At 61.7% G+C, this 26,267-nt stretch carries 20 protein-coding genes; 12 read left to right on the top strand and 8 right to left on the bottom strand.

Annotated elements, in window-relative coordinates:
* Positions 1-43 precede the first annotated feature (43 nt).
* From J2Z75_RS15090 to dxs, 8 genes are all read left to right on the top strand, one after another.
* Positions 44-724, top strand: coding sequence for an energy-coupling factor ABC transporter ATP-binding protein (locus J2Z75_RS15090; RefSeq protein ID WP_209853591.1), 681 nt, complete (start codon positions 44-46; stop codon positions 722-724).
* Complete coding sequence (locus J2Z75_RS15085; RefSeq protein WP_209853590.1) at positions 718-1,338, top strand: energy-coupling factor transporter transmembrane component T family protein; 621 nt, start codon at positions 718-720, stop codon at positions 1,336-1,338. Before J2Z75_RS15090 ends, J2Z75_RS15085 begins: the two co-directional genes overlap by 7 nt.
* 82 nt (positions 1,339-1,420) lie before the next feature.
* Positions 1,421-1,984, top strand: a complete 564-nt coding sequence (locus J2Z75_RS15080; RefSeq protein WP_209853589.1) for a biotin transporter BioY — start codon at positions 1,421-1,423, stop codon at positions 1,982-1,984.
* Positions 1,985-2,117: 133 nt separating this feature from the next.
* Positions 2,118-3,044: a histone deacetylase family protein gene (locus tag J2Z75_RS15075; RefSeq protein WP_209853588.1), complete on the top strand. Its 927-nt coding sequence runs from the start codon at positions 2,118-2,120 to the stop codon at positions 3,042-3,044.
* Positions 3,045-3,046: 2 nt separating this feature from the next.
* Positions 3,047-3,298, top strand: coding sequence for an exodeoxyribonuclease VII small subunit (locus J2Z75_RS15070; protein WP_209853587.1), 252 nt, complete (start codon positions 3,047-3,049; stop codon positions 3,296-3,298).
* Positions 3,299-3,460: 162 nt separating this feature from the next.
* Positions 3,461-5,596, top strand: a complete 2,136-nt coding sequence (locus tag J2Z75_RS15065; protein WP_209853586.1) for a calcium-binding protein — start codon at positions 3,461-3,463, stop codon at positions 5,594-5,596.
* A gap of 34 nt (positions 5,597-5,630) precedes the next feature.
* On the top strand, positions 5,631-6,554 hold the full coding sequence (locus J2Z75_RS15060; protein WP_209853585.1) for a pirin family protein: 924 nt from the start codon (positions 5,631-5,633) through the stop codon (positions 6,552-6,554).
* Between the two features lie 165 nt (positions 6,555-6,719).
* Positions 6,720-8,630, top strand: a complete 1,911-nt coding sequence (gene dxs, locus J2Z75_RS15055; RefSeq protein ID WP_209853872.1) for a 1-deoxy-D-xylulose-5-phosphate synthase — start codon at positions 6,720-6,722, stop codon at positions 8,628-8,630.
* Positions 8,631-8,723: 93 nt separating this feature from the next.
* Here dxs and J2Z75_RS15050 read toward each other — a convergent pair whose 3' ends face one another.
* The 3 genes from J2Z75_RS15050 to J2Z75_RS15040 form a co-directional block, all read right to left on the bottom strand.
* The gene (locus J2Z75_RS15050) at positions 8,724-10,538 is read right to left on the bottom strand and encodes a methyl-accepting chemotaxis protein (RefSeq protein WP_209853584.1); all 1,815 of its coding nucleotides are present in this window, start codon (positions 10,536-10,538) and stop codon (positions 8,724-8,726) included.
* Positions 10,539-10,764: 226 nt separating this feature from the next.
* Entirely contained in the window at positions 10,765-12,582 is a 1,818-nt protein-coding gene (locus J2Z75_RS15045) for a HAMP domain-containing methyl-accepting chemotaxis protein (RefSeq protein ID WP_209853583.1), read from the bottom strand.
* A 315-nt stretch (positions 12,583-12,897) separates the two neighbouring features.
* Complete coding sequence (locus J2Z75_RS15040) at positions 12,898-14,730, bottom strand: methyl-accepting chemotaxis protein (protein ID WP_209853582.1); 1,833 nt, start codon at positions 14,728-14,730, stop codon at positions 12,898-12,900.
* 257 nt (positions 14,731-14,987) lie between these two features.
* On the opposite strand from J2Z75_RS15040, the gene J2Z75_RS15035 reads away from it, so the two are divergent.
* A complete protein-coding gene (locus tag J2Z75_RS15035) occupies positions 14,988-15,794 on the top strand; it encodes a TlyA family RNA methyltransferase (protein ID WP_209853581.1) in 807 nt (268 codons plus the stop codon).
* Positions 15,791-17,041 carry a class I SAM-dependent RNA methyltransferase gene (locus J2Z75_RS15030; RefSeq protein ID WP_209853580.1) on the top strand — a complete coding sequence of 417 codons (1,251 nt, stop codon included), beginning with the start codon at positions 15,791-15,793 and terminating at the stop codon, positions 17,039-17,041. The genes J2Z75_RS15035 and J2Z75_RS15030 overlap by 4 nt, the downstream gene beginning before the upstream one ends.
* 96 nt (positions 17,042-17,137) lie before the next feature.
* On the opposite strand, the gene mcpU is transcribed toward J2Z75_RS15030, so the two are convergent.
* The 4 genes from mcpU to J2Z75_RS15010 form a co-directional block, all read right to left on the bottom strand.
* Complete coding sequence (gene mcpU / locus J2Z75_RS15025; protein ID WP_209853579.1) at positions 17,138-19,243, bottom strand: methyl-accepting chemotaxis protein McpU; 2,106 nt, start codon at positions 19,241-19,243, stop codon at positions 17,138-17,140.
* A gap of 272 nt (positions 19,244-19,515) precedes the next feature.
* Positions 19,516-20,586 (bottom strand): extracellular catalytic domain type 1 short-chain-length polyhydroxyalkanoate depolymerase, encoded by a 1,071-nt coding sequence (locus tag J2Z75_RS15020; RefSeq protein WP_209853578.1) that lies wholly within the window; start codon positions 20,584-20,586, stop codon positions 19,516-19,518.
* 136 nt (positions 20,587-20,722) lie between these two features.
* Positions 20,723-21,475, bottom strand: a complete 753-nt coding sequence (locus J2Z75_RS15015) for a crotonase/enoyl-CoA hydratase family protein (RefSeq protein ID WP_209853577.1) — start codon at positions 21,473-21,475, stop codon at positions 20,723-20,725.
* An 11-nt stretch (positions 21,476-21,486) separates the two neighbouring features.
* A complete protein-coding gene (locus tag J2Z75_RS15010) occupies positions 21,487-23,268 on the bottom strand; it encodes an acyl-CoA dehydrogenase (RefSeq protein ID WP_209853576.1) in 1,782 nt (593 codons plus the stop codon).
* Between the two features lie 207 nt (positions 23,269-23,475).
* Here J2Z75_RS15010 and J2Z75_RS15005 point away from each other — a divergent pair, with 207 nt between their 5' ends.
* Complete coding sequence (locus J2Z75_RS15005; protein ID WP_209853575.1) at positions 23,476-24,468, top strand: transporter; 993 nt, start codon at positions 23,476-23,478, stop codon at positions 24,466-24,468.
* Between the two features lie 63 nt (positions 24,469-24,531).
* Here J2Z75_RS15005 and J2Z75_RS15000 read toward each other — a convergent pair whose 3' ends face one another.
* Positions 24,532-24,987 (bottom strand): BA14K family protein, encoded by a 456-nt coding sequence (locus tag J2Z75_RS15000; RefSeq protein WP_209853574.1) that lies wholly within the window; start codon positions 24,985-24,987, stop codon positions 24,532-24,534.
* Between the two features lie 152 nt (positions 24,988-25,139).
* Between J2Z75_RS15000 and J2Z75_RS14995 the strand changes: the two genes are divergently transcribed.
* The gene (locus J2Z75_RS14995) at positions 25,140-26,117 is read left to right on the top strand and encodes a glycoside hydrolase family 25 protein (RefSeq protein ID WP_209853573.1); all 978 of its coding nucleotides are present in this window, start codon (positions 25,140-25,142) and stop codon (positions 26,115-26,117) included.
* Positions 26,118-26,267: the final 150 nt, after the last annotated feature.

The raw sequence follows: 26,267 nt of genomic DNA, 5'->3' as shown, positions 1-26,267 counted from the left end.
TCGTCCTATAGAGCCCCGACATTCGAACGCGGGGGAACGCGGGTTGGACATACGCTTTTCCGGCGCATCGGTCAGTTTTGGCGGGCGCTTGGTTCTTCAGCCGCTGACGCTGACGCTGACCGAGCGCCGCATCGGCGTCATCGGGCTGAACGGCTCCGGCAAGACCACATTCGCGCGGCTGATCAACGGGCTGGTCAAACCGACCACCGGCCAGGTGACCGTCAACGGGCTGGATACCGTGCGCGACGAAAGCGCCGTTCTGGCCGCCGCCGGCTTCATCTTTCAAAATCCGCAGCACCAGATCATCATGCCGATCGTCCATGAGGACATCGCGTTCGGGCTGAAAAACCGTGGGCTGAAGGCGGACGAGATCGAGCGCAGGACAGCCGCCGTACTTGAGCGGTTCGGCATCACGCATCTGGCCAAGCGGCGCGTGCACGAACTGTCGGGCGGCGAGACGCAACTGGTCGCCATCGCCAGCGTGCTGGTCACCGGCCCCGGCATCCTCATTCTCGACGAGCCGACCAACCAGCTGGACCTGAAAAACCGCCGATTGGTGGAAAACACCATAACCGGACTGGACGAGCACAGCATCGTGATCAGCCACGACCTGCCGCTGATCGAACAGTTCGAGCGGGTGCTTCTGTTCCACGACGGCAGGCTTGTTGCCGACGGCCCGGCGCAGGAGGCGATCCGCGCCTATCACGAGGTGGCAGGATGCTGAACGGGCTGAATGTCGAGGGGACAACACCACTGCACCGGATGTCGGTGCGGATGAAGCTCGCTATCCTGCTGGTCTGCGGGCTGGCGCTCTATACCGTTTCCTCCCTCTTCATTCTGATCCCTGCCTTCGCAATTGCAGCCTTGGTCTATTTCACCACGGGCCTTGCGTTTCGCGAGGCCGTTTCCCGCCTGAAACCCATCCTTTTCACCATCCTGATCCTTCTGATCGCCACAGCCTATTTCACGTCGCTGCGCGAGGCCGCCGAAAGCTTCTTCCGGCTGATGGCGATCGTGCTGTTTGCCGGCGCGGTCACGGCGACGACGGCAACCGGCGATTTCATCGACGAGATCACCCGGCTGCTGCAGCCGCTCGACCGCCTTGGCTTGGTGCGGGCCGCCGATGTCGGGCTCGCCTTCGGACTGGTGCTGCGCTTCGTGCCGGATATCTTCAACCACTACCAGTCGATCCGCGAAGCGCACCGTGCGCGCGGGCTGAAGGTCCGGCCGTTGACGATCCTTTCGCCGTTGATCATCCTGACGCTGAAGGACGCCGACACGATCGCCATGGCGATCGACGCGCGCGGCTTCCGGCGACCGCGCGAAAAACATCACTGACAGCGAGAGGGAAATTCCAACCTCTCGGCTTTCCGGCTCCGGCCGAATGCATGCATCAACACCGATAGACAAAGGACCAACCATGACCACCAGAGACCTCGTTCTCGTTGCCCTCTTCACCGCGATCATCGTGGTTCTCGGCCTCATCCCGCCGGTCACGCTCGGCTTCATTCCCGTGCCGATCACGGCGCAGTCGATGGGCGTGATGCTGGCGGGCTGCATCATCGGCGCCAGGCGCGGCGCGCTCGCCTATGTGCTTTTCGTATTGCTGGTCGCGATCGGGCTTCCGGTTCTTTCCGGCGGCCGTGGCGGTCTTGCCATCATCCAAGGGGCGACCGGCGGTTTCATCCTCGGCTGGATCCCCGCCACCTTCGTGACCGGCCTGATCGCCGAGCGGCTGGTCAAGGATGGCCAGAGCGAAGCCAGGCAGTTCGCCGGCTTCTTCATCGCCTCCGTCGTCGGCGGCATCGCCGTGCTCTATGCCATCGGCATGCCATGGGTGAGCGCGGTGACCGGTACGCCGCTGACAGCCGTCGCCACCGGTTCGCTTGCCTTCATTCCGGGCGATCTCGTCAAGTCCGTGATCGCAACGCTGGCCGCGCGTGCCGTTCTCGCCGGTTATCCGCTGCTGCCGCAGCGCGCCTGAGCGCCTCGTCCATTGCTAAATGGCCCGGGCGTTGTGTCCGGGTTTTTTTGCCTTGGTGCGCCGCTGTTGAAAAAACCGCAAACGCCCTACCTAAACCATGGACCTTGCATCCCCGAAGCCATAGGTTCCCGCCATGACCACGATCCTGTTCGAAAACCCGATCTTTCTGGAACACAAGGTTCCCGAAGGTCACCCGGAGCGGCCCGACCGGCTGAAGGCGCTCAACCTTGCGCTGGAGCATGAGCGGTTTTCGCCGCTATCGCGGCTTCAGGCGCCGCAGGGCAACGAGGATCTGGTGCTGCTCGCCCATCCGGAAGAGCATCTGCGCAATGTGATGTCGGTTATCCCCGAGGAAGGCATCCACTCCTTCGAGGCCGACACGCATGCCAGCCCCGCCAGCCTGCAGGCGGCGCTGACCGGCATCGGCGGCGCGGTCGCGGCGGTCGACGCGGTGTTCTCCGGCAAGGCCGACAATGCCTTCGTCGCATCGCGTCCGCCCGGCCACCACGCCGAGCGGAACAAGGCGATGGGCTTCTGTTTCTTCAACAACATCGCCATTGCCGCCCGCCATGCGCAGCAGAAACACGGCGCCGAGCGCGTCGCCATCGTCGACTGGGACGTGCATCACGGCAACGGCACGCAGGACATCTTCTGGGACGATCCGTCGGTGCTGTTCTGCTCGACGCACCAGATGCCGCTTTATCCCGGCAGCGGCGCCAAGACAGAGACGGGTGCGGGCAACATCGTCAACGCGCCGCTTTCGCCCGACACCGGCAGCGATCATTTTCGCGAGGCCTTCAAGTCGCGGGTGCTGGCAGCACTCGACGAATTCCGCCCGGATTTCATCCTGATCTCCGCCGGCTTCGACGCTCACCACCGCGATCCCCTGGCGCAGATCAATCTCGTCGCCGACGATTTCGACTGGGCGACCGGCCGGCTTCTCGATATGGCCGGCAAGACCGCCAACAACCGCATCGTCAGCCTGCTTGAAGGCGGCTACGATCTCCAAGCGCTGGCCGAATCGGCCGGCACACACATCTACCGCCTGATGAGAGGATGACCATGACCACAGCACCCCAGATCGACGTATCCTCCCTCTCCTTCGAAAAGGCCGTCGAGGAACTGGAAGCCATCGTCTCGGCGCTAGAGCGCGGCGACGTGGCGCTCGACAAGTCGATCGAGATCTACGAGCGCGGCGAAGCGTTGAAGAAACATTGCGAGACGCTGCTCGGTGCCGCCGAAAACCGGATCGAGAAGATCAGGCTCGACCGGGCCGGCAAGCCGCAAGGGGTGGAACCGCTCGACGGGGAATAAATCGCGCGGAAAAGTTGCATTTCAGCTTGACAGAAATTGCGTGCCGACCTTAGTTATCGTTGATTAAATTATATTTTTTACGGTCTTCGGTTCGCTTCAATGGATATCAGCCTCGGTGCCGGCCCATAAGAAAATCGCGCCGGCCTAGAGGGGCAGTTTGGAATGGCTTATTTTTATAGCACCGCAGGCGTCGATAAGCTTATCGGTGGCAGCGAAGACGATTTTTTCTTTTTCTGGTCCGGCTACATGACCAAACCCGATAACGTCGATGGCGGCGCCGGTAGGAACGCGCTCGTGCTTGTCAACGACACCACCCGCCTCTGGTCGGTAGCCACCGGCGACTGGCCCATCTTTTCAAAAGTCGTGGGTATCGCTCTGCTTTCGGAGCGGTACCAGGGATCAGTTGCTGCTGGGTTCAAGCTGACCTTCGATGACAACACCTTCAAGGCAAACGGTGGCTCGCACTTTATTATCGATGCTTCCGAAGTTGCCCTCGATGGAGCAAGCCTGCAGCTCAATGCGTCCTCGGTCACCAATATGTCGTTCGATATTTTTGGGTCCTCAGGCGTAAAAGCAGACGCGAGCTTTGACAATCTGCGGGCCGGCAGCAGGAACGACAGGTTTGTTTACTATGCCAACTCTTTGGAAAGAGACGTCATCGACGGTGGCGCGGGTACCGACACCCTCGTTCTCTCCGGGGCGGGTTATACAACCACCAAGAACGGCCAAAGCAAAACTGACCCCAACGGCTATGCAGGTCTCTGGAACATCAAGAATATCGAAGAAATCGTGATTATGGATCTGTCAGCGGGGCAGTCTCGCACGATCGATTTCGGTTTTGGCGGCCTTTACAAAGGCCGCAATGCAATCAGCATCACGACAGATCGCAACTACGGCACGGATAAAGCGGCAGCTTCTATCGACGGGAGATTGATTGTCGATGGATCGGGTATGAATTCAAATAGCAGCCTCACCGTCAAAGGTGGGAATGCCGGAGATCTCCTGATCGGCGGCGCGGCCAACGATTACCTGTCCGGCGGCAAAGGAAATGACATACTGATTGGCGGAGGCGGGGTGAACTCGCTTTCCGGTGGACTGGGAAATGACCTGTTCCTTGCCAATCATGACCTGTACGTTGGTGACTATGATATCCAATGGGGGGGAAGCGGCTATGCGACAATGTCCGGTGGCGAGGGAAACGACACCTTTGAATTCGCGGTAAGCTTTTGGCCCATTCGGGATAAAGACGTAATTTCAGGGGGTGCCGGAATCGACACGATCAAGCTTTGGGGAGCCCAGGTTCCGAAAAGCATGCTTGATTCCGCGACGATATCCGGGATCGAAGTAATCGACATCGTCGGGATCGGTCCTACCTTTCAAGTCACTCAGCATTTCCTGACGAAAAATCATAACGAAAACGGCCAGTTGCGGATCCAAAACAGTGCGGAAAGTTGGGGGAACGTAACGATTGATGCTTCAAGCCTGACCGATGCGGAATACTCGGTGCATATTGCCGTCCGCTCTTCCGGAAAAGAAACTCTGACCGGAGGCATGGGGAACGATGTTTTCGATTATTCGCTTATCCGCAAAGGAAGCGGCCTGACTAAAGGCGATACCATCATCGGCGGTGGCGGTTTCGATACGATCCTTGTCTCGGAAGGACGAAACACCATTCTTGGTCCGAAGATCAGCGGTGTCGAAAAATTGAAGGTCGTCAGCAAGTCCGACAGCGGCAATAAAACCAGCATCATCATCGGGACCACCGAAGCACTATCCATCGATGGCAGAAAACTTGATGCCAACGACACCTTGATCGCTCAAGGATATTTCCAGGATCCAAAAACAGGCAAGGTCACCGAAGCCAAGGCTTCACTGCTGATCATCGGCGGCGATGGCGATGATCTCCTGACCGGCGGCCGCGCGGGCGACAAGCTCTACGGTGGCGACGGCGATGACATCCTGACCGGCAACAAGGGCGCCGACAGGCTGACGGGCGGTAACGGCGCGGATCATTTCGTCTTCGCAAACGCGTCTGAATCGCTTCCCACAAAAGGCGCGCGGGACTTCATCGCCGACTTCGACCACAAGGAAGGCGACAAGATACACTTCCTGCATGAAGGTTCGGCCTATTCCTTCATCGGATCCGGCGCTTTCCATGGCAAGGCAGGCGAGGTGCGCAGCTTCGTTTCCGGCAGCAACACCCATGTGCAACTCGATGCGGACGGTGATGGTGTCGCCGATCTCGGTATCGGGCTTTCAGGTAAAATCAGCCTCACACAGAGCGATTTCATACTATAGTCTCCACGGCCAACAGCGCTTCAGGAGACCCCCCATGTCCTTCTTTCCCGGAAACGACCCCGAGGCCGGCGATGCGCCGGCTTGCGATGCGATCGAGCATCTGATCATCCCGCGCACCAGCGATATCGGCAATCTGCAGGTACGCCGGGCGCTACCAACCGCCAAGCGGCGGCTGGTCGGGCCGTTCATCTTCTTCGATCGCATGGGACCGGCGCTCTTGAAAGCCGGTCAAGCGCTGGACGTGCGGCCGCATCCGCATATCGGACTTTCGACCGTCACCTACCTGTTCGACGGCGAGATCAAGCATCGCGACAGCCTCGGCACCGAAATGGTGATCGCACCGGGGGACCTCAACCTGATGACGGCCGGCCGCGGCATCGTGCATTCGGAACGTTCGCCGGAAAATCTGCGCGGCAAACCGCAGTCGATTTCCGGCCTGCAGACATGGCTGGCACTGCCGGATCAGTATGAGGAGATCGACCCGATCTTCGCCCATACCGAAAAGCGCGACCTGCCGTCCTTCAGCATGGATGGTTTGGAAGGGCGCGTCGTCATCGGCCAGTTCGAGGGCATGCGGTCGCCGGTTTCCGTGTTTTCCGACACGATCTATGTCGACCTGAAGATCGCGCCGGGCAAGAGCGCCCCCTTCGCCGCAGAGTGGGAAGAGCGGGCGCTCTACATCCTCGAAGGCGAAGCAATTATCGCCGGCGACCATTTCGCCAACAATCAGTTGCTGGTTTTCCGGGCCGGCGATCCGATCACCGTCACGGCCGGCCCGATGGGCTGTCATGTCATGCTGTTCGGTGGAGCAGCGCTCGGATCGGCACGCCACATCTGGTGGAATTTCGTCTCCTCCTCCAAGGAGCGGATCGATCAGGCCAAGGAGGAATGGCGCACCGGCCGGTTCGACATCGTACCGGGGGACACCGAGGAGTTTATCCCTTTGCCGGAACGGTAATATTCGTTAAACTCCCTGTTTGCGCCGCAAGAAAACCGGCTTTTGCAATCCATAACGATTGTGTTTAAAGACGCGGTCCCTGCGGACATCCACACTTGAAATCGCGGCTTTCCCGAGCCACGAGAACGAAGGCCTTTCAGCGTGACACAACTGCCAGTCAACCCGATGCCGGCGACCCCTCTTCTCGATCAGGTTGTTTATCCCGACGACTTGAAGAAGATCGACGACAAGGACCTCGTCCAGCTGGCAACCGAACTGCGCGCCGAAATGGTCGATGCGGTGTCGCGCACCGGCGGGCATCTGGGTGCGGGCCTGGGCGTCGTCGAATTGACGATCGCCATACACAAGGTGTTCAACACGCCGCACGACCGGCTGATCTTCGACGTCGGCCACCAGTGTTATCCGCACAAGATTCTCACCGGCCGCCGCGACCGCATCCGCACCTTGCGCCAGGAAAACGGCCTGTCCGGCTTCACCCGCCGGGCCGAGAGCGAATACGATCCCTTCGGCGCCGCCCATTCCTCGACGTCGATCTCCGCCGGCCTCGGCATGGCGGTGGCAGCCGATCTTTCGGGCGAACCCCGCAACGTCATCGCCGTCATCGGCGACGGCGCCATGTCGGCCGGCATGGCCTACGAGGCGCTCAACAATGCCGGCGCGCTCGATGCCCGGCTGATCGTCATCCTCAACGACAACGACATGTCGATCGCGCCGCCAACCGGCGCGATGAGCGCCTATCTGGCGCGTCTCGCCTCCGGCCGCACCTATATGGGCTTCCGCGAACTCGGCAAGAAACTGACGGCCTATCTCGGCAAGTCGGTGGACCGAGCGATCACACGCGCCGTCGAGCATGCGCGCGGTTATGTGACCGGCGGCACGCTGTTCGAGGAGATGGGTTTCTACCATATCGGCCCGATCGACGGTCATTCCTTCGATCACCTGCTGCCGGTGCTGCGCAATGTGCGCGACAATTCCAAGGGGCCGGTGCTGATCCATGTGGTGACGCAGAAGGGCAAGGGTTATCCGCCGGCCGAGGCCGCCGCCGACAAATATCATGGCGTCAACACCTTCGACGTCATCACCGGCGCGCAGGCGAAGGCCAAGCCGAACGCGCCCGCCTATACCTCCGTCTTTGCCGAGGCGCTGACGCAGGAAGCCGACTTCGACGACAAGATCGTTGCCATCACCGCCGCCATGCCGTCGGGCACCGGTCTCGACAAGTTCGCGCTCGCCCATCCGTCGCGCACCTTCGACGTCGGCATTGCCGAGCAGCATGCGGTGACATTTGCGGCCGGCCTCGCCTCCGAGGGCTACAAGCCCTTCGCAGCGCTCTATTCGACCTTCCTGCAGCGTGCCTACGACCAGGTGGTCCACGACGTGGCGATCCAGGGGTTGCCCGTGCGCTTTCCGATCGATCGTGCCGGCTTCGTCGGTGCCGACGGGCCGACGCATGCGGGCTCGTTCGACACGACCTATCTCGCCACCCTGCCCGGCTTCGTCGTCATGGCGGCCGCCGACGAGGCGGAACTCAAGCACATGGTCCGTACTGCCGCAGCCTATGACGACGGCCCGATTTCGTTCCGCTACCCGCGCGGAGAAGGTGTCGGTGTCGAGATGCCGGCGCGTGGCCAGATTCTCGAGATCGGCAAGGGCAGGGTGATGAAGCAGGGCTCGAAGGTGGCGCTGCTCTCTTTCGGCACGCGCCTTGCCGATTGCCTGCTCGCCGCCGAAGACCTCGATGCCGCCGGGCTTTCCACCACTGTCGTCGATGCCCGCTTCGCCAAGCCGCTCGATCACGACCTGATCCGCCAGCTTGCCCGCCACCATGAAGTGCTGATCACTGTCGAGGAAGGCGCTGTCGGCGGCTTCGGCAGCCATGTCATGCAGTTTCTCGCCCATGAGGGCCTGCTCGACAACGGGCTGAAGATCCGCCCGCTGGTTCTGCCGGATATCTGGATGGAACAGGCCAAGCCCGAGGCGATGTATGCCAAGGCTGGCCTCGACCGCGCCGGCATTGTCTCGACCGTCTTCCGGGCGCTCGGCCAGAAGGAAATCGGCGTCGGGGTTGCGGGTTAAGGCATCGGCCGGGGCGCAGTCGCCGATGTCAACGGGCCGTGCGTTGTAGAGCCTCGATCAAGACAGACGATACGCAAGGATTGCCCGTTCCACTCATGCGGCGCGGCGTTGTCCAACGTTGCGTGTCCCGCTGCCCAGCTGGAATTGCGAGATCAGGTCGCGCAGCTTGCGGCTTTCGTCGGCCAGCGCGGCACTGGCCGCGTTGGTTTCCTCGACCATGGCCGCGTTGCGCTGTGTCACCTGATCCATCTGGTTGACCGCCGTGTTGACCTCGGCGAGACCGACCGACTGCTCGCGCGAGGACGTGGCGATCGCGTCCATATGCTGGTTGATGGTGACGATATACTGCTCGATCGTCTTCAGCGCGTCGCCGGTTTCGCGCACCAGCTTCACGCCGCTTTCGACTTCGGCCGTCGAATTGCGGATCAGGTCCTTGATTTCCTTGGCGGCCTTGGCCGAGCGCTGGGCCAGTTCGCGTACTTCCTGCGCAACGACGGCAAACCCCTTGCCCGCTTCTCCGGCACGCGCAGCCTCGACGCCGGCGTTGAGCGCCAGCAGGTTGGTCTGGAAAGCAATCTCGTCGATCACACCGATGATGCTGGAAATCTGGCTGGAGGACTGCTCGATCCGCTGCATGGCATCGACCGCATTGGCGACCACCGCACCGGAATGGGCAGCACTGGTGTTGGCATGAATGGCCACACTTCGCGCCTCGTCAGCACGCTTGGACGCATTGGAAACATTGACGGTGATCTGGTCCAGCGCAGCCGCCGTTTCCTCCAGGGAGGCCGCCTGCTGCTCGGTGCGCTTGGAGAGATCGTCTGAGCTCGTGCTGATTTCGCGCGTGCCGGTGTCGATCGAACTGGCCGCGTTGGACACGGATGTCAGGGTTTGCTCCAGCTGCTGGACGGCGGAATTCAGATCGTGGCGCAGTGCTTCGAAATCCGGTGCGAACGGCTCGGAAAGCTGGAAGCCGAGATCGCCTGCGGCCAGCCGGCGCAAACCGGAGGCAAGGCCGGACGTCGCCTGCTGCAGTTTCGCCCGCGCCGTATTTTCCGCTTCCTCCGTCATGCGCCCACGATCTGCCTCAGCTCTTTCGCGCTCGGAAATCGCATCGGCTTCAAGCTGCATCTTGGTGATGGCTGACTGCCGGAAGATTTCCACGGCACCGACCATCTCGCCGATCTCGTCCTTCCGCTCGGTGCCTTGAAGCGTGATGTCGGTTCGGCCGGCAGCCAGTTGCTGCATGTCGCTCGACAGTGCCTTGATCGGCTTTATGATCGTTTTGCGGCTGACATGGAGAAGCCCCAGCGCAAAGAATGCCGTGCCCCCCAGAATGCACTTCAGCATCAAATCGATGAAGGAAGACAGCTCCTCGCTGCTGTGCGTCACGGTGTCGGACAGCGCCTGGATGCTGTCGCCGGCCTTTTCCATCGCCGTTTCCAGGATCGAGAACTGCGCCTTGAATGCCGGGAAAGCGGCAAGGGCTTTTTCCGGCTCCGCCGACGCCTGCTCGACGATGGCGTTGGCGCTGTCGATATAGCTCGACAGAGGCGCGTCGAGCGCGCCGAGAACATCGCGAATGGAAGCATCGGTCGCCAGCGCCTTATTGGCCAACAGCGAGGCCCGGAAGCCCGCGACATGTTCGGCCAGTTCGGCCTTCACCTCGTCGATCGAAATTTCGGCGGCGGGATTCTGCGCCATCAGCGCCGAAAGGACATCCGCGCGGAGCGCGTCGTGCATCATGTCGGCCTGCATGTGGTTGCGCAGGATATCAGCGGCCTGCGTGACGTCGGCGACGTTCTTCGTCAGCTTCACCGCACCCCAAAGACCCGCACCTGCCGCGCCACCCGCCAGAACGAACATGGCAATACTGGCAAAAACCATCTTGTTCCGGATCGTCGTCATCGTGTTTTACCCCTGAAAAACCTTGTCCTTCAGAATTGCAGCACATGCTTAAATTAGGATTAATAAGGCGTCGCTCAAATATATGAATTGGCAATCGCAATTGCTGGCTGAACGCTGAATCGCAGCCGATTCATGGCCGGAAAGTGACCCGGAGCGGGAAACAGGCCGGCAGCGCGAAAGGCTTCCGGTTTGCACCGAAAGCCTTTTCATGGCGGGACCGAGAGTGTCAGGCAGCCCGGCGATGCGAGGTCGGACGGGCTTCCCCCTTGAGTGCGAACTGCGAAATCAATTCCCGCAGGCGGCCTGCTTCGTTGGCAAGCGTGGCGCTCGCTGCGTTGGTCTCCTCGACCATGGCGGCATTCTGCTGGGTGACCTGATCCATCTGGTTGACCGCCGTGTTGACTTCGGCCAGGCCCACCGACTGTTCGCGCGCCGAGGTGGCAATCGCGTCCATGTGCTGGTTGATCGTCACGACATAGGTCTCGATGGTTTTCAGGGCGTCGCCGGTTTCGCCAACGAATTTGACGCCGCTTTCGACCTCGGCCGTGGAATTCCGGATCAGTTCCTTGATTTCCTTGGCGGCCTTGGCCGAGCGCTGGGCCAGTTCCCGCACCTCCTGGGCGACGACGGCGAAGCCCCTGCCCGCGTCCCCGGCACGTGCGGCCTCGACGCCAGCGTTCAGTGCCAGAAGGTTGGTCTGGAAGGCAATCTCGTCGATAACCCCGATGATGTTGGAGATTTGACTGGACGATTCCGTGATCCGGCGCATTGCATTCACCGCATTGGCGACAACAGTGCCGGACTGGGCCGCACTGGCATTTGCAAGCACAGCGACGCTTCGAGCCTCTTCGGCCCGCTTGGAAGAATTGGCGACATTGACGGTGATCTCATCAAGCGCCGCGGCGGTCTCCTCGAGCGAGGCGGCCTGCTGTTCCGTGCGCTTGGAAAGATCTTCAGCGCTCTGGCTGATCTCCCGCGTACCACTGTCGATTTGCCCCGTCGACTGAGCCACCGAACCCATCGTCTCGGCCAGTTGCCGTACCGACGCATTGAAATCGGTGCGAAGGCTTTCGAAATCCTCGGCAAAGGTTTCGGTCAGCTGAAAATTCAAGTTGCCGGAGGCCAGATGCTTCAGACCGTCGCCAAGACCGGACGTTGCCCGCCGCATCGCGTCGGACTTGACCTTTTCCGCCGTATCACTGCGAAGCCGCTCGTTGTCGGCGAGCGTGCGTTGTTTTGCGGCATCCTCCTCAAGCTGGCGGTTGGCAAGGGCGTTGGTGCGGAAAACCTCGACGGCCGCAGCCATTTCACCGATCTCGTCGGCCCGTCCGGCATAGGGGATGGCGGAGGCGGCATCGCCGCCGGCGAGCCGGTTCATCGCTACGGTGATATTTCCGACCGGCGAGGCAATTCCCTTGACCGCGAAGACAGCTGCTCCGGTCATCATCAAACCGCAGCCGGCAACCAGCACCAATGTGATGAGAAACGAACTGTTGTAGGCGGCGACAGAACTGTCATAGGCGGTCTTTGTCTGCTCGTCGTTGAAAGCCATGAGGACGGCCACGGCGGAGGTAACCTTCTGCACCTCCGGGAACATCTTCTGGAAAAATACCACGCGGGCTTCGGCATCCTGGTTCTTGCGCGCGGCCGCGGCCACGTCGTCCGCCGGCAAGAGGTAGGCGGCAACGGCCCCTTGAACATCTGCGACGAGTGCCTTGCCCCGTTCCAAAGTAAAGAGCGGCGCAATCCCTTCCAGGGACGTCTTGAAAATGGCCTGCCGTTCGGCCAGGAATTTCTCCGCCGCGGCCATTTCTTCCGGCGATTCGGAGAGGATGAGGCGGGAATAGGCGAAATTCAGACGAAAGAACGCCCCCTCCAGACTCTTCAGGCCGACCGCTTTCGGCATCCTGTTGGTCGTTATCTCTTCCGCATTGCTATTGAGGGTCTGCATGTTGCTGATCGATAGCCAGCCGAACAGGGCAAACATCAGTCCAAACGCGGCAAACAGGCCAAGAAGTACGGTTTTGATTTTCGGTCGGATCATTTTTCCTCACCCTGCGGAAAAGCGATCACTCGGCTTGCCCGCGTCCACTGCCCAAAGGACCAGCCGAAAACTCATTCCGCAGCGAGCAAACAATCCTCCCCCACGTCATGTCGGTTGTAGATCGATATCATCAATCTCACTTAAGTATATAAAAATAAACATAATTTTTTATTAAATTATATTCTAATCTATATTGGACGCCGGTGCGCGTCGCCGTCGATGCATTTGCCAGGGGTGGCAAAGCCCATGAATCGAAAAGGCCCCCCGGTTTGCCGGAAGGCCCTTCTCCAGGTTCAGACGTTGCACTTCCCCAGGTCAGGCCGCGCGGCGGGAGACGCGGGATACCGCGTTGCCGTAGCCCTTGCCTGTGTCGAGCTGGAACTGCGAGATCAGTTCGCGCAGGCGGCCCGCTTCGTTTGCAAGCGTGGCGCTGGCGGCATTGGTCTCTTCCACCATCGCGGCATTCTGCTGGGTTACCTGGTCCATCTGGTTGACTGCCGTGTTGACTTCGGCCAGACCGACCGACTGTTCGCGCGCCGAGGTAGCGATCGCATCCATGTGCTGGTTGATCGTCACGACATAGGTCTCGATGGTCTTCAGCGCATCGCCGGTTTCGCGGACCAGCTTGACGCCGCCCTCGACTTCGACGCTCGAATTGCGAATCAGGTCCTTGATCTCCTTGGCGGCCTTTGCCGAGCGCTGGGCCAGTTCACGCACTTCCTGGGCGACGACGGCAAAGCCCTTGCCGGCATCCCCTGCCCGTGCCGCTTCGACGCCGGCGTTCAAGGCCAGGAGGTTGGTCTGGAAGGCGATCTCGTCAATCACGCCGATAATGTTGGAGATCTGGCTGGAGGATTCCTCGATGCGACGCATGGCGTCGACCGCATTGGCGACAACAGCACCGGATTTCGCAGCGCTGGCATTGGCCTGCACCGCGACATCGCGGGCTTCGTCGGCACGCTTGGAGGAATTGGAGACGTTGACGGTGATCTGATCGAGTGCTGCCGCAGTTTCTTCCAGCGAAGCCGCCTGCTGCTCGGTGCGCCGCGACAGGTCGTCCGAGCTCTGGCTGATCTCGCGCGTGCCGCTGTCGATCGAACCCGCCGCATTGGAGACGGCTGCGAGCGTTTCGGCAAGCTGGCCGACCGAGCGGTTGAAATCCTGGCGCAGGCTTTCGAAGTCGCCGGCGAAGGGTTCGGTCAGCTGGAAGCCGAGATCGCCGGAGGCAAGGCGCTTCAGGCCATTGCCGAGGCTCGAGGTCGCCTGAAGCATGGCATCGCGCTCGCGCGCTTTTTCCGTGTCGCTGAGACGACGGCCGGTTTCGGCATCGCTGCGCATCTTGTCGGCTTCGCCGGTGATCCGAAGATTTTCGAGTGCCGCCTGCTTGAAGACGAGTACCGCCTGCGCCATGCGGCCGACTTCGTCGGTGCGATCGAGTGCCGGTACGGCAATTTCGTGATCGCCATCGGCCAGCCGGCCCATGGCGCCGGTCATGTCGACGATCGGGCGGACGATGCCGCGCGACAGAGCCCAGGCAAGCAGGGCTGCGACCAGCGTCGCCGCAAGACCGCCAATCATCAGGGTCAACCGGACAGCGCCGATCGATGCCGTCTGTTCTGCCGTCTGCAATTCGGACCAGGCGGCCGCGTCCGCCTTGATCTTGGCGGCAACGCTGCGGAACGTGTCGAGCTGACCCTTGGAGAGATTGCGGCCGATTTCGATGATTTCGGCAAGCGGCTTGTCGGTGTTGCGGGCAGCCTCGACCTGCGGACGGGCCAATTCGTTGTACCAGACATCGGCGGCGGCCTGCATGGCGTCAAGCTGCTTTGAAATCTCTGGCTCGTCCGCCGCTGCGATCTTGGCGTCGGCAATGGCCTTGACCATGCGTTCGCGATTGACGGCCACATCGCCATAGGTGCTGTCGCTGCGCAAAAGCAGGAAGCCGCGCTGGTTGACCGCCTGTTCGAGCATGCCCTGCATCGCATCGTCGATCAGCACGATCAGCCGTTGCGAGGCATTCTGCCGGGTGGAGGCTTCCACCGAGAGATTGGCCTTGAAGAGAACAATGCCGGAGACGGCCAGAAAGATCAGAATGAGGCCGGCGAAGGTGAAACCGAGTTTTCGGTTCAGGGACAGATTTTTCAACATCGCGAAATATCCTTTGGCGCAGCGCGCCACGGTAAAAATAGAGACATTGGCGATCAGCGCCGCGCGGGAACACGGACGACCAGCTTCAATATCGGGGGAAATCATCGGTGCCGGCAAAAAGACCATTACCATCATGGTTGATCTTGATAGGCTTTGCCCGCTCAGGAAACCTGCATCGTTTGACTTAATATTCGTTTAAGTTTGCTGCGATGCGCCATGAGACTTGCAACAGAGTGCGCAACGCGCCATGAGACCCCATGTCAAACGAACCCAAAACAACCGTCCGCCTCGACCAGCTGCTCCTGAACCTCGGTCTCGTCGCCAGCCGTTCGCGCGCCCGCGATGCGATCCAGCGTGGCACCGTCACCGTCAACGGCCGCGTCGTCGTCAAGGCGAGCTCGACCTTTCCAGAGGACGTGACGATCGCCATCGACGATCCGGTCCAGGCCTATGTGTCGCGCGCGGCGCTGAAGCTGAAGGCGGGCCTTGAACATTTCAAGCTGTCGCCCGAGGGGCTGGACTGTCTGGATATCGGCGCCTCGACCGGCGGCTTTACCGAAATCCTGCTGCACAATGGCGCAGCGCATGTGATCTCCGTCGATGTCGGCCATGGCCAGTTCCATCCGCGGCTGGAGGCCGATGCGCGCGTCACCAACATCGAGGGGCTGAATGCACGGGTGCTGGACGAGGACCATCTCGACGGTCGCGCCATCTCGTTCGTCGTCTCGGATGTTTCTTTCATCTCGCTGAAGCTGGCTTTGCCGCCGGCGCTCGATCTCGCCGAGCCCGGCGCCCATTGCATCCTTCTCGTCAAGCCGCAGTTCGAGGCGGGACGCGAGGCGATCAGCAAGGCTGGCCTGCTCAAGGACCCGGAAAGCGCACCCGCAGTTGCCGCCGAACTCGAGCGCTGGCTCACCGAAGACATGGGGTGGATAAGCCTCGGTCTCATCCCCTCGCCGATTTCCGGCGGCGACGGCAACGAGGAATATCTGCTGGCTGGACGCAAACCATTGGATGACGACGACGCCTTGGATGAAGACGCCTCGCTGGATCAAGAAGCATGAGCACCGAAACGCTGACCATCGAGAAGATCGGCCAATCCGGCGACGGCATCACGCGCGGCCCATTCGGCCCTGTCTACGTGCCCTTCACCCTGCCCGGCGAAACCGTGGCGCTGGCGGTCAACAAGGACAAGGGCACCGTCATGTCAATGTCCGACGTCTCGCCCGAGCGTGTCGCGCCGAAATGCCGGCATTTCGGGCCGGAGGGCGAAAACGGGACCTGCGGCGGCTGTTCGCTGCAGCATGCCAGCGACAGCCTCTACCAGGACTTCAAGCGGCAGCTGGTCCTCGATGCGCTGAAATCGAAGGCTTTGCAGGCCGAGGTCGCGCCGCTGGTGCTTGCCCATCCCGGCGAGCGGCGGCGCACGGTGTTTACCGCGCGGCGCACCGAAAAGGAGCTGCTGCTCGGCTACAACCAGCCCGAGACCCATCACATCGTCTCGATATCGGAATGTCCCATCGCAAGCCCCGGCATCGTGTCGCGGCTTGCGGTGATCCGAACCGTGGCAAAAGCAATGGCTGTCAATGCCGAGCCGTTTCGCATCACGGTTCTGGAGACGTTGTCCGGGCTCGACCTTTCCTTTGAAGGCATCAAGGCAATGGACGACCGGCAGCGTCGCATGGCGGTCGAGACCGTCCTTGGCCAGAAGAGTGTCGCCCGCCTGAGCCTCAACGGCGAAATCCTGGTCGAACCGATCAAACCGGTGATCGATTTCGGCGGTGTTTCCGTGTCGCCGCCGCCCGGAAGCTTTACCCAGGCGACCAGGCCGGCGGAAGAAGCGATGTCGGAACTGGTGCTGGCGCATCTCGGCAAGGCCAAGCGCGTCATCGACCTCTTTGCCGGTTCCGGTACGTTTTCGCTGCGCATTGCCCGCAAGGCCCGCGTCCATGCAGTCGAGAGCGAAGACAAGCCGCTGAAGGCACTGGATTTTGCCGCGCGCAATACGCAAGGCCTGAAGCCGGTCACGGTGGAAAAGCGCGATCTCTTCCGCCGCCCGATGATGGCTTCGGAACTGAAAGTCTACGACGCCATCGTCTTCGACCCGCCGCGCGCCGGCGCCGAAGCCCAGACGAGGGAAATGGCCCGCTCCGGCGTCAAGAAGATCGTCGCCGTCTCCTGCAATCCGGTGACGCTGGTGCGCGACCTGCGCATTCTTGTGGATGTGGGCTACCGCATCACCTCGGTCACCCCGATCGACCAGTTCCTGTGGTCGTCGCATGTGGAAGTGGTGGCGACGCTGGAGAAGTGACGCCTTCGCGATACCCGTCGATCGCTTCATTGATACTTCCATGAAAAAGGCCCGATTTTCACCGGGCCTTTTTCCTGTTGCCTGTATTGCCGCCGGTCAGGCCGCGCGGCGCCCATAAGCCGGCTGCCGTGCGGCAGGCGCGGACGACTGGCTGTCGCCGATATTGAACTGGGCGAGCAGGTCGTTGAGTGCCGCCGCTTCCTGCGCGAGGCCATGGCTGGCGGCCGTCTGTTCTTCCACCATGGCGGCGTTCTGCTGGGTGCCCTGGTCCATGGTGTTGACGGCGGTGTTGATCTCCTGGAGGCCGATCGATTGTTCGCGGGTGGCGGTGACGATCGCATGGATATGCGTGTTGATCTCCTGCACCTCCGAGACGATCGCCTGCAGCGACTGACCGGTCTCCCCGACCAGCTCGACACCGGTCTTGACCTGACTGCCGGACTTCGAAATCAGCGCCTTGATCTCCTTGGCGGCATTGGCAGACCGCTGGGCAAGCTCGCGTACTTCCTGGGCGACGACGGCAAAGCCCTTGCCTGCGTCACCGGCACGTGCTGCCTCGACGCCGGCGTTCAGCGCCAAAAGGTTGGTCTGGAAGGCGATATCGTCAATGACGCCGATGATGTTGCTGATCTCGCCGGAGGACTTTTCGATGCCCTGCATGGCGTTGACGGCATTGCGGACGACTTCGCCGGACTTTTCGGCACCGGCGCGGGTGCGGGCGACCAGCTGGCCGACTTCTTCGGCGCGGCGGGCGCTGTCCTTGACCGTCGTGGTGATTTCCTCGAGCGCCGCGGCGGTTTCCTCGACCGAGGCTGCCTGCTGCTCGGTGCGGCGGGCGAGATCGTCGGCGGCATGGCGGATTTCGCTGGCGCCGGCGTCGATGGCGCGCGCATTGGTGCCGACCGCCTGAAGCGCATGGTGCAGCTTGGTGACGGAGTTGTTGAAGTCGGCGCGCAGACGGTCGAGATGGGCGACGAAGGGGATGGAGATCCGGTAGCCGAGATCGCCGTCGGCAAGACGGCCGAGGCCGGTCGCCAGCGCTTCGACGGCCTGCTGGATATCGGCGGTTTCCCTGGCCTTCAGGGCTTCGCGCTCAAGGCGCTCCCGCTCCGACAGCGAACGGCCGGATTCGGCCTCGCCTTCGAGGCGCACGCGCTCGATGGCATTGGTGCGGAAAACGGCGACGGCGGCGGCCATGGAACCGATCTGGTCGCGGCGGTCCTGGCCGGGAATTTCGGCCTTCAGGTCGCCGGCGGCCAGGCGTTCCATGGCGCCGGTCATGTCGGTGACCGGACGGATGACGAGGCGGCTGAGCAGGGTTGCAAGGAAGGCGATCATCACGCCGACGGCAAGAAGCGTGGCGATGGTGGCGGCGATCCGGAACTGGCCGATGGCGGAATAGGCAACATCCGCATCGACGGCGAAACCAACATACCATTCGACAGAGGGAAGACCTGCGACCGGCACGAAGCTGACCAGCATCGGCTTGCCGTCAAGCTCGGTCTGCATGATCGACGAGCCGATCGATGGTGTTTCAGCCGGGAAGGCATCGGCCAGCGTCTTGGTGACGAGTTTGGCATCCGGGTGAACGAGGATCTGGCCGGACTTGTTGACGAGGAAGGCAAAGCCTTCGCCGCCGACATCGACGGACTTGATCATCTCGACGAGGGTCTTCAGCGAAAAATCGCTGCCGGCGATGCCGAACAGCTTGCCGTCACGCTTGACCGGAACGGCAGCGCTGATGATCAGGTCGCCGCTCGACGCATCGATATAGGGATCGGTGAGCACGCTTGTATCGGCCTTGACAGCCTGCTGATACCACGGCCGCTGGCGTGGATCATAGCCTGCGGGCAGGGGCAAGTCCGGCCAGCTGGTGAATTTTCCGCTCTCGTCGCCGACATAGGTGCTGAGGAACTCCTTTTCCAGAACACCGTTCTTGAGCGCGCCTTCGAGGCCTGCCTGATCGGAAGCGCTGCCAGCGGCATTGGCGGCCATGGCGGTCAGCGTAACGCGGCCGTTCAGCCAGTTGGCGACGCTCTGGGCGGCCTGCTTGCCGGAGGAGGAAATGTTCTCCTCGACGGCACGTGTCGTCACGGCATGCTGGAGACTGTCGATGTAAACGGAAAAGCCGGCAAACGCGGCAACGACGACAAAGGACGCGGCGACAAGGATGCGCGTCATCAGGTTCGATCTTTTGGACAAGGCAGGCTTCCCTATTGCGGCCCGGCTTTCGCGCCCGGCTGAGGCTCGGTCTGATCCGCAACCGGGATCGGCGACCGGCGCTCAAGGCGCTGGACCGTTCCAGAATGCGGGAATGGGGGGACATGCCACGGCGGGCGGAGACGGCACGCCTCATGCGGCCCGTCAGGAACCGGACATGCCGGACCTGTGATGGCGGGAACCATATCGGCGCGCACTTAAGGCAGTGTTAAAATTTCAACCCCGTAAAAGCGAGGATTTCAAGCGCCTTCCGTCTACTCGGCAGCCTGTCTCAAGGCCGAAAGCAAGACAGGCTTCTTCAAGCCCCAGGCGGTCGCTAGATGCATGGACGAGGAAATGCCGGCATCGAGCATGAAGGGGCCAGGGGTATCGGCCTTTGTCCGCGACGCTGGCCGTGGCTTCAATGGCGTCCCGTGTCCCATGCCCTCGACGAGATACAGTTCGACCGCGACTTTCCCCGAGGCGTCCTTCCAGACGCGGCGGATGTGGCCATCCACCTCGCTCTGCGTAAAGGCTTCGCTTTCGAGGCCATGCACATCAAGCCATTGCCGAACCAACGCATCCGCGTTGGAGATCGAGACCGTGTGGTCCTTTGTTCCATGCCAGATGGAAACCGCGGGGAAATCGCGCTTCACCGGCGATGCGGCGCGGACGAGATTGCCCCATTCCTGCGCCGTGCGCTCCGGCGCGGTCTTCATGGCGGCAAGCGCCCGGTGCACGTCGCGCGCCGCGCCATAGGGCAATCCGGCGATGATGCCGCCGGCGCGAAACACGTCGGGATAGGTTGCCAGCATCGCTGATGTCATCGCACCGCCGGCCGAAAGACCGGTGACGAACACGCGTTTGCGATCGATGCCATGCGCCGTTGCCATCTTCGCAACCATCTGGCGGATCGACATCACCTCGCCGCGGTCGCGCGCAACGTTGCTCGGGCGGAACCAGTTGAAACAGAGATTGGCATTGTTGGAACGTTTCTGCTCGGCATAGACGACGGCAAAGCCGCGTTCTCTTGCCAATGTCGACCAGCCGCTGCCCCTGTCATAGGCTTCGGCCGTCTGATGGCAGCCGTGCAGCACGACGACGAGCGGCGATTTTTTCGGAAGGTCCGCGGGGACATAGCGCAACATGCGCAAGCGGCCGGGATTGCTGCCGAAGCTCGCGACCTCCTCCAGCTTGCTGCCTGCTTTCGGCTTGGCGGTCGCTGGCGCCGACACGGCAGATGCGACAGCTTTTCGGGTGACCTTGACGGCTTTCAGCAGTGTCCTTTCCCATCGCCGGTGCTGCCTGAGCATATCGGAGAAGGAAAGCTTGAAACGAGACCGCATGGACGAATCCTTGACTTTGCCGGCACGCCCCCAATGCCGAAATTCCTCCACGCAACAGTCAGCAATATGGGTCGCACCTCGCCCTCCGGCAAGGCAGGCTGCGGACAAAACCGCGGGAACAGCCGCCGCGTCACGTTCAGCGGCGCATGAAAGCCTCGAAGGCAGCCCGCGCTTCGGCGCTTTTCAACTGCGCGGCGAAGTGTTTTGCCTCCTCGTCGATCCGCGCCAGCACGTCGGAGCGGTCGCCGCGGATCAGCTGGCGGGCGATGCGCAGAGCTTCCGGCGGCTTTTTGGCAAGATTTGCGGCGAGCGACAGCACCTCTTCCTCGATGGCCTCGGCACCAGCGATCTTCCAGATCAGGCCGGCCTCCTGCGCCTCCTCCGCCGTGAACGGTTCACCGGCGGCCAGAAGCGCGAAGGCACGCTGGTGACCGGCGATGCGGGGAACGAGCAGGCTGGAGGCGGCCTCCGGCACCAGCGCCAGATCGACGAAGGGCGTCTTGAAGACGGAACGGGGGGAAGCGACCGTCAGGTCGCAGTGGAGATGGATGGTGGTACCGATGCCGATCGCCAGGCCATCGACACCGGAAACGACCGGTTTTGCCGCATTGGCCAGCGCGCGCAGGAAGTCGAGCACGTCCTGTCCCATCGTTCCGCCCATGGCAAAGACCATGAAATCGGCCATGTCGTTGCCAGCGGAAAAGCAGCCCTCGGTTCCCAGAAACGCGGTCACACGAATAGCGTCATCGGTTCCGGCGACGGTGAGTGCATTGGCCATCTTGGCATACATCGCCCGGGTGATGGCATTCTTCTTGGCCGGCCGGTTGAAGCGGATGACCTGGACGCCGGGATAGGCTTCGGGCCGCTCGATCAAAACATCGTCGGTCATGGTTGTCTCCTTCAAGCCAAAGCGATGCGGGCGCCGGCAAGGCTCGCCGCGCCATTGATGATACGGTCCTTCAGCGCCGCCGTCTCGGACAGCAGGTTTTCGGCGGCAAAACGGCAGAGCGCGATACGGACATCGCGGCCGCCATCGCCAACCTCCGCCAGCCCGCCCCTGGCGAGATAAACCCCCGTCAATGTCAGGCCGAACAGCCGCTGATAGGCAGTCGCCCCGGCGAGCGCTTCGGCGGATTTGCCTTCGGCGAGCCGGGCGAGCAGCCACTCCGTCACCTCTTCCAGATCGGCGATCGCATTATCGAGACGATTGCCGGTTTCGCCGAAATCGGCAAGGTTGGACGAGCCGACCTCTTCGGCAACAGCCTTCAATTCGGTGATAAAGCCGCGCACATGATCACCGTCCGACAGCGGCAGCTTGCGGGTGACGAGGTCGATCGCCTGGATGCCGTTGGTGCCTTCGTAGATCGGCGCAATCCGCGCATCACGCAGATAACGCGCAGCCCCGGTTTCCTCGATGAAGCCCATGCCGCCGTGAACCTGGATGCCCATCGAGGCGACATCGACGCCAACGTCGGTGCCGAAAGATTTGGCGATCGGCGTCAGGAGGCTGGAGCGCTCCTGCCAATACCGTGCCGCGTCACCTTCGGCGACATGCGCCCGGTCGACGGCACGGGCACAGGCGAAGGTGATGGCGCGGGCACCTTGCGTTACAGCCTTCATAGTCAGGAGCGTTCGGGCGATATCCGGGTGCTCGATGATCGGGCTCATGCCCGCGCCCTTCCAGCCGGGCGCCTTGCCCTGGGTGCGTTCGCGGGCATAATTGAGTGCATGCTGGGTGGCGGCTTCGGCCATAGCGACCCCTTGCGTGCCGACGGCAAGGCGGGCGTTGTTCATCATCGTGAACATGCAGTTGAGGCCCCTGTTCTCCTCGCCGACAAGATAGCCGACAGCACCCTTCTCGTCACCGAACCTGCCGTCGCCATAGACCATGGTGCAGGTCGGCGAGGCATGAATGCCAAGCTTGTGCTCGAGCGAATGGCAGAAGAGATCGTTGCGGGCGCCAAGCGAGCCGTCGTCGTTGACCAGGAACTTCGGCACGAGGAACAGCGAAATGCCGCGCGTGCCTTCCGGGGCACCGGCGAGACGCGCCAGCACCAGATGGACGATATTGTCGGTCAGATCGTGTTCGCCCCAGGTGATGAAGATCTTCTGGCCGAAAATACGGTAGGTACCGTCGTCGCGGCGCTCGGCGCGGGTCTTCAGGACGCCGAGGTCCGAGCCGGCATGCGGCTCTGTCAGGTTCATCGTCCCGGTCCATTCGCCGGAAATCATCTTGGCGAGAAAGGTCGATTTGAGTTCCCGGGAACCATGCTTCTCAAGCGCGTCGACCGCGCCCATGGTCAGCATCGGCGTCAGTGCAAAGGCCATGGACCCGGCATTCCAAAACTCCATCGCCGCGATGTGCAACATATGCGGCAGGGCCTGGCCGCCGAATTCCTCCGGCGCCGTCAGGCTGTTCCAGCCGCCGGCCGCCCAGTTGCGATAGAGTTCGCTCCATCCTTCGGGCACCTCAACCTTGCCATCAACAAGTTTTGAGCCCTGCCTGTCGCCGATATCGGCAAGCGGCGCGACTTCCTCCGTGGCAAAACGCCCGGCTTCGCTGACGATCGCATCGACGAGATCCTCGTCGAGATCACCGAAAATGCCATTGGCGAGGTCCTCGCCGAGACCGGCCACGTGCTTGAGCGTGAACAGAATTTCGTCCACCGGTGCCTTGTACATATCGTCTCCTCCCGCAGTCACATGACAACATTGCCGCCCACCCGTCCAGCAATGGCTTGTTTCTCGGCCGAGAAATTATTGATTTTTACGTAAACGTCAATATTTGATTGTCCGGCGCGACAGTGAACCGCATGTGGACGAGCGGTAGCAAAACTGTCATGAAAGCTGAATAAAGCGAAGTCTGGCCTCCTCCCGGAATAACGCCGCATGAATCTGATCTCGTCTGAAATACCCGGGCTCGTCTGGGCCTACCGGTTCGTGCCCGGCGAAAGCCGTTGTGTGCGGATCGCCGCCGATTCGTCCATCGATGCGCTGATGGAAGGCGAAGGCTGGGTCTGGCTGCATCTGGCGCTCAGCGACGCCCGCACCCCTGCCCTGATCGAACGCATCGCCACCCTGCCGCAGGCAGCCCTTTCGACGCTGACCAGCCACGACACGCAGGCAGCCGTGACCATCTCCGACGACATGGTCTACGGCACGCTGGTCGATTTCGAGCGCACGTTCGACGCGGAAACAAAAACCATCGGCTGGCTGCATTTCGCCGTCACCGAAAAGATCATCATCACCACGCGGCTGCATCCGCTGCGCAGCATCGACCGCGTCAAGGCCGCCGTCGAGAAGAACGCCCGCTGCGCCCGCCCGATCGACCTGTTCGAAATGATGGTGGTCGAGTTCCAGCGCACGCTGATCAGTCTCGTGCTGGAACTGACCGAAGACCTCAACGTCATCGAGGACGACGTCTACGGCGAGGCCGGACACAATCACCAGCCGCGTCTGGCGCCGCTGCGGCGAACCGCCGTGCGCCTGCACCGGCACCTGCGGACGCTGCTGGCCTTGTTGCGGCGAGCGGGCACATCGGAGGAGGACGAGGTCCCGCCAGGGTTCATCGATGCCGCCGAACGGCTTTCCGACCGGCTGGAAGCGGTCGACCGCGATGTTTTCGCGCTGCAGGAACGCGCCCGCCTCCTGCATGAAGAGATCGACAGCAAGCTCTCCTCCGAGACCAACCGCCATCTCTACATCCTGTCGCTGATGACGGCTTTCCTTCTGCCGCCGACACTGGTCACCGGCTTTTTCGGCATGAATACCAGCGGCCTTCCCTTTGCCGAGGGCGTCCATGGAACCCTGCTCGCTACATTTTTGATCATGATCTCGATGGGCGTGGCCTGGACGATCCTGAAGCGGATCGGCATTCTCTAAACGCGCACAAAAATGGCCGGAGACGATGTCCCCGGCCAAAGTCAGTGCTGATCAAACAGCGGATCAATACGGCGAATTGCACTCTCTGCGCGGGCCGTAGTTCGGCTGGTAGCTGTTGTCGTAGGCACGATAGCTGCGATAGCGGTTGGAACACCATTCGACATGGCTGCCGCCATAACGCACCTGCGGCTGGGACACCGCGCCACCAATGATGGCGCCTGTCGCAAAGGCTGCGAGCGGGAACCACATGCCGTTATATTCGCGGTAGCCGCGGCGGCGTTCATAGTGACCGCGATGGCCGTTATAATAAGCATCGTTTCCGCGGCGATGGTAGCCACGGCGGCGCCATTCATCGTCGCCACGGCGGCGATCTCGGTATTGGACCATGTCGACATCGCTCACGCGCTCTGCCTTGATGGGCACCGGAATTTGCGCGAATGCCTGCGAGGGGGTAAAAGATGTGGCTAGCAAGACGGCAGACAGCGCCAGTGGCGCCAATTTAAATCCGAAAACACCCATGTGTTCCTCCGTTCGATTGTATCCGACACAGCCGGCTTGCTCTGATAACGGTCGATGGGCTTGATTGTTCCATTGGCTGGCCATTCCGACCAATGGGAATTCACTATAGTGGCGTTAACCCTTGGTTAACCCTCTTTCCGCACCCTCTTGCGATGGAAAAGCGCCGGATCACACGTTTGGGCACGTTTTTCCGCCTCGCCGTTCTCCTCGGCGTCGCGCTGTTTTCGTGTGGCGCAACAGCACGCGACCTCATGCCATGGAAATCGCCCGACCACGCTCTCGTCATCGATGCCTACGAATTGAACATTATCGACTGGGACGAGATGCTGAAGGACAAGCGCATCGCCGGCTTCATCTCCAAGGCGTCCGACGGTTTGCCGGAAAGCTTCACCTGCACCGGCGATCACGGCGGCGATACCGTCGCCCACTGCAAGACGATGTGGCGCAAATATGCCGTCAGCCGCGAACTCTACCAGACACGCCGCCTCATTGCCCGTGCCAGCGGCCTGCTCTGGGGCGCCTATCATCTCGCCCGCCCCGGCAACCCGGTCGACCAGGCCAACCATTTTCTCGACTATGCGGCGCCGCGCGACGACGAGCTGATGGTGCTCGATATCGAGGGCATCGATCCGAAGAAATACATGTCGCTGGAGGACGCGGCCATCTTCGCCGGTCACATCAAGACCCGCACCGGCCGCTATCCGATGCTCTACACCAATCACGTCACGGCCAAATACATTGCCGCCAATCGCGGCCGCTTCCCGATCCTGTCGCGCCTGCCGCTCTGGTATGCCCGCTACAAGCCGGGTATCCGCAACGTCTTTCCGATGGGCAACTGGGATGCCTACGCGCTCTGGCAGTTTTCCGCCGCCGCCAACTGCGGCAAACGCCGCTGCCCCTACCGCGTCGCCGGGACGCTCACCGACATCGACGTCAACGTCGCGGCGATGAATGCCAAGGCGCTCAAGGCGGTCTGGGCGAAGGGAGAACTGCTGCCGGAAAAACCGCTCGACAAACCGATGCTGATCGCCACCGGCAAGGCCCGGTTTTCCTCGGGCGCGGGTATCGGTGTTGACCTCATGCTGACCGGATCGATCCGCAGGGTATCGAGCGCTCTGGCTCTCAGGTAGTTTTGCCGGTAAAGCTCGCGCCAGCGACATCGTTTTGCCGTGTTACCGATGAATTTACCACGACGGCGGAAATGCCGTGGCTGGGGCGATCCTGTTCATCGATTTGACCGTATGAGAGCATGAGACCAAGGCAAGACCGCCTGCGCATGA

This window comes from Rhizobium herbae (assembly GCF_017873135.1).
GTDB lineage: Bacteria > Pseudomonadota > Alphaproteobacteria > Rhizobiales > Rhizobiaceae > Pararhizobium > Pararhizobium herbae.
Note: the sequence above shows the minus strand (reverse complement) of the source record. Positions and strands in the feature narration are given on the sequence as shown.

Coding starts and splice junctions, on each gene's coding strand:
- J2Z75_RS15085 (WP_209853590.1), top strand. CDS start 718: ATGCTGAACGGGCTGAATGTCGAGGGGACAACACCACTGCACCGGATG.
- J2Z75_RS15080 (WP_209853589.1), top strand. CDS start 1,421: ATGACCACCAGAGACCTCGTTCTCGTTGCCCTCTTCACCGCGATCATC.
- J2Z75_RS15075 (WP_209853588.1), top strand. CDS start 2,118: ATGACCACGATCCTGTTCGAAAACCCGATCTTTCTGGAACACAAGGTT.
- J2Z75_RS15070 (WP_209853587.1), top strand. CDS start 3,047: ATGACCACAGCACCCCAGATCGACGTATCCTCCCTCTCCTTCGAAAAG.
- J2Z75_RS15065 (WP_209853586.1), top strand. CDS start 3,461: ATGGCTTATTTTTATAGCACCGCAGGCGTCGATAAGCTTATCGGTGGC.
- J2Z75_RS15060 (WP_209853585.1), top strand. CDS start 5,631: ATGTCCTTCTTTCCCGGAAACGACCCCGAGGCCGGCGATGCGCCGGCT.
- dxs (WP_209853872.1), top strand. CDS start 6,720: ATGCCGGCGACCCCTCTTCTCGATCAGGTTGTTTATCCCGACGACTTG.
- J2Z75_RS15050 (WP_209853584.1), bottom strand. CDS start 10,538: ATGACGACGATCCGGAACAAGATGGTTTTTGCCAGTATTGCCATGTTC.
- J2Z75_RS15045 (WP_209853583.1), bottom strand. CDS start 12,582: ATGATCCGACCGAAAATCAAAACCGTACTTCTTGGCCTGTTTGCCGCG.
- J2Z75_RS15040 (WP_209853582.1), bottom strand. CDS start 14,730: ATGTTGAAAAATCTGTCCCTGAACCGAAAACTCGGTTTCACCTTCGCC.
- J2Z75_RS15035 (WP_209853581.1), top strand. CDS start 14,988: ATGTCAAACGAACCCAAAACAACCGTCCGCCTCGACCAGCTGCTCCTG.
- J2Z75_RS15030 (WP_209853580.1), top strand. CDS start 15,791: ATGAGCACCGAAACGCTGACCATCGAGAAGATCGGCCAATCCGGCGAC.
- J2Z75_RS15020 (WP_209853578.1), bottom strand. CDS start 20,586: ATGCGGTCTCGTTTCAAGCTTTCCTTCTCCGATATGCTCAGGCAGCAC.
- J2Z75_RS15015 (WP_209853577.1), bottom strand. CDS start 21,475: ATGACCGACGATGTTTTGATCGAGCGGCCCGAAGCCTATCCCGGCGTC.
- J2Z75_RS15010 (WP_209853576.1), bottom strand. CDS start 23,268: ATGTACAAGGCACCGGTGGACGAAATTCTGTTCACGCTCAAGCACGTG.
- J2Z75_RS15005 (WP_209853575.1), top strand. CDS start 23,476: ATGAATCTGATCTCGTCTGAAATACCCGGGCTCGTCTGGGCCTACCGG.
- J2Z75_RS15000 (WP_209853574.1), bottom strand. CDS start 24,987: ATGGGTGTTTTCGGATTTAAATTGGCGCCACTGGCGCTGTCTGCCGTC.
- J2Z75_RS14995 (WP_209853573.1), top strand. CDS start 25,140: ATGGAAAAGCGCCGGATCACACGTTTGGGCACGTTTTTCCGCCTCGCC.